This is a genomic window from Kitasatospora sp. NPDC056800 (genome assembly GCF_042789775.1).
Taxonomy (GTDB): Bacteria; Actinomycetota; Actinomycetes; order Streptomycetales; family Streptomycetaceae; genus Kitasatospora.
In genome coordinates this window covers 1-2271 of sequence record NZ_JBHUAL010000395.1, presented here as the reverse complement: position 1 = coordinate 2271, position 2271 = coordinate 1, and the positions used below count along the sequence as shown (strand labels likewise).

2 protein-coding genes are annotated in these 2271 nt (G+C 74.8%); one reads left to right on the top strand and one right to left on the bottom strand.

The window, feature by feature from the left end; all coding sequences use genetic code 11:
* Positions 1–224: 224 nt before the first annotated feature.
* On the bottom strand, positions 225–1088 hold the full coding sequence (locus ACFRQN_RS40590) for a hypothetical protein (RefSeq protein WP_074001711.1): 864 nt from the start codon (positions 1086–1088) through the stop codon (positions 225–227).
* 193 nt (positions 1089–1281) lie between these two features.
* On the opposite strand from ACFRQN_RS40590, the gene ACFRQN_RS40585 reads away from it, so the two are divergent.
* On the top strand, positions 1282–2208 hold the full coding sequence (locus ACFRQN_RS40585) for an A/G-specific adenine glycosylase (RefSeq protein WP_049652529.1): 927 nt from the start codon (positions 1282–1284) through the stop codon (positions 2206–2208).
* Positions 2209–2271: the final 63 nt, after the last annotated feature.

The window sequence follows — 2271 nt, the reverse complement described above, 5'->3', positions numbered from 1 at the left end:
CAACAAGGCGTGGTGGGCGAGCCTGTCGGATACGGCGAAAGTCGCCCTGCTGCAAGGAAATCCGGGACTCGTCGGGAATCTCGACGGTATCCCGGCGACCGACCGCGACGCCGCCAACCGCGCCGTCCTCGCCCGCGGCGAACGTCAGCGCGCCCGGCACCCCGGACACGGCGGAGCCCCCGGCCGAGCGACGGCCGGGGGCTCCGAGGGAAGGTGACCGGTTCTCAGCCGTCCAGCCGGATCGAGGCCCGCGCCGAGACCTTGTCCCCGGAGAGCCCGGTGAGCTCCGCGAGCACCACGTAGGTGCCGCTCGGCGGCGGCGTCTGGTCGGCGGTCGCGCACTGCGGCTTGCTGCGGCTGCGGTCCCAGGTGAAGGTCTCGGTCTGGTTGCCGTTCGCGCCGAGCTGCACCCAGATGCTGCCCTTGTCGGTCGGGCAGTCGCCGGAGGACCAGACCCGGTCGTTGTTGCTGCCGCTCACCGTGATCACGGAGGCGGTGCGGCCCAGGTCCACCCGGCAGTTGGTGCCGGAGGAGTTCTTGACCGTCAGCGCCAGTCGGGGCTTGTCCTTGGGCTGGTACGAGTTCTGGGTGCCGGCCAGCTCCAGCGCCACCTGCGAGGAGGCGCAGACCGGCAGCGCCATGACCTCGGGGGTGTTCACCGGCGGAGCGCCGCCGCCCGTACCGCCGGAGCCGCCCGTGCCGCCACCGGTGCCGCCGCCGGTCGCCGGCGCGGCGCCGCCCCCGGGGGCCGGGTTGGCGCCGCCGGCGCCGGTGCCGCCGCTGAGGTTGACCTCGGTGCCGCCACCGCCCGCCACCGGTCCGCCCCCGGAGCCGCCGCCCGGGCGCGCCGCGGGGCCGCTCGGTGAGGCGCCGGGCGTGATCGCCTGAGCCGGTGTCTGGTTCTGGGACTGGGAGGGAACGGCCTGTGCGGCGTTGCCCGGTGAGCCGCCGTCACCGCCCCCGCCCTGATCGATCATCAGCCAGGCGATCAGGGCGACGACCGCCGCGACGGCGACGAGCACGATGACGCGCCGACGCCAGTAGATCGAGGCCGGCAGTGGTCCGACGGGTTGACGCAGAGAAGGCACGACCAAACTCTACGAGACTGTGTGTGGCGATTGACTCACCAACACCGCACAGTCGCCCCTTCCTTCACATGATCCGCCATTTGATCCGTTCGAGCGAGCCCCAATCGGACGATTTCCGGTCGGTCCCCCGGTCGGTCCGGAGCAGACTGATCCACTTCGGCCCGGTCGGCGGGCATGGGAGGATCGAAGGGCCATGACTGCCATCACCGCCCCTGCCACCGCCGCCGACGCCGCCCGGCCGCCGATGCCCCTGCCGCTGTTCCACTCGACCGTCCTGGACTGGTACGAGGCGAGCAAGCGGGACCTGCCCTGGCGGACCCCCGACGCCACGCCCTGGGCGGTCATGGTGAGCGAGTTCATGCTCCAGCAGACCCCGGTCAAGCGCGTGCTGCCCGCCTGGGAGGCCTGGCTCACCCGCTGGCCGACCCCGGCCGACCTCGCCGCCGACGCGCCCGGCGAGGCGGTCCGGATGTGGGGCCGGCTGGGCTACCCGCGCCGGGCGCTGCGCTTGCACGCGGCCGCGGTGGCGATCACCGAGCAGCACGACGGCGAGGTCCCGGACGACCACGCCACCCTGCTCTCGCTGCCCGGCGTGGGGGAGTACACCGCCGCCGCCGTCGCCTCCTTCGCCTTCCGCCAGCGGCACGTGGTGCTGGACACCAACGTCCGCCGGGTCTTCGCCCGCGCGGTGACCGGCGTCGAGTACCCGGCCCAGGCCACCACCGCCGCCGAGCGCCGCACCGCCACCGCGCTGCTGCCGGACGACGCCGAGACGGCCGCCACCTGGGCGGTCGGCGTGATGGAGCTGGGCGCGCTGGTCTGCACCGCCCGCGGCCCGGAGTGCGGGGACTGCCCGCTGTTCACCACCTGCGCCTGGCAGCGGGCCGGCCGCCCGCCGTACGAGGGCCCGGCCCGGCGCGGCCAGTCCTACGAGGGGACGGACCGCCAGGTGCGCGGCAAGCTGCTCGCGGTGCTGCGCGAGGCGCATGGGACGGTGCCGCAGGCCCGGCTGGACGCGGTCTGGCCGGACTCGGTGCAGCGGGCCCGGGCGCTGGACGGCCTGGTGGCGGACGGCCTGGTCGAGCCGGTCGAGCAGGGCGTCTACCGGCTGCCCCAGTAGGCGGCGGAACACGAAGGCGCCCCCGGGAGAGGACCTCCCGGGGGCGCCATCGGGCGCCGGTCT

Excerpts from the sequence above, each read along its gene's own strand:
- ACFRQN_RS40585 (WP_049652529.1), top strand. The coding sequence starts at position 1,282 with ATGACTGCCATCACCGCCCCTGCCACCGCCGCCGACGCCGCCCGGCCG.